General features: G+C 39.5%; 1 protein-coding gene. It reads left to right on the top strand.

Annotated elements, in window-relative coordinates; genetic code table 11:
• Nucleotides 1-677 (top strand): MFS transporter (locus KW850_RS32585; RefSeq protein ID WP_218351721.1); only part of this gene is annotated, 677 nt, incomplete at its 5' end.
• Between the last annotated feature and the right edge of the window lie 134 nt (nucleotides 678-811).

Genomic DNA, 811 nt, shown 5'->3' with positions numbered 1-811 from the left:
CAGTCTCACGGATGCGCTTTGGAATCTTCCTACTTGCTATTGGATCATGGGGCATTGTATTTTCTGGTCTGACAGCGAATTTATTTTTGGTATGGGCCAGCATATTCATTCAAGCAATTGGCGGTGGGTGGACGTTTCAAGTTGCTTTAAGGTTTGCCAGCCAGTTGCCGAAACCGGAAGAACGTCCGCGAGTCATTTCGGCATTTTATTTATGCGCCTACTGCGGATTCATAATTCCTCCTATTGGGGTCGGAGTGCTGACTCAATTTTTTAGCTTGAACTTCTCATTGATTATTCTAAATTTGTTTGCTGCGCTAATCGTTATCTATGTATTGATTTATTCAGTCAGATTTAATCGTTATTATTCTAAAGTTACGGATGAGGAAAACCAGGCAAAAAATGAAAAAACGCTATCAAGTAAGAAAGCTGCTGCAAGTTTTGAAACAGTACCTGGTACTGAAACGTCTAACCAACGGACAACTTTAAGCTATGATGAAAAGAATGCTGATTTTGATTTCCGCAAGGCTATCCAAGAAATCAAACGAGGGACTTTACATCCAAAAGCTTCGCTGGAACATGGGGACAGAATTATGAACGATAGGGAATTTCGTGAGGTTCTTAGAGCGGTAATCAAAAATGGAAAAATCCCAGAGGCAGATGAGCCCATGGATGATTAAATTTATTGGGATGCTATTCGAAGGTTCCAGCACAATTCCTAAATGAATTACTAAAATCAATTACTCAATTTAACGGAGGAGATACAACAATGAAAATATCTGTAGTATTTGACAGTGATAACGGACATACCCAA

The organism is Bacillus sp. sid0103, assembly GCF_019219025.1.
Note: the sequence above shows the minus strand (reverse complement) of the source record. Positions and strands in the feature narration are given on the sequence as shown.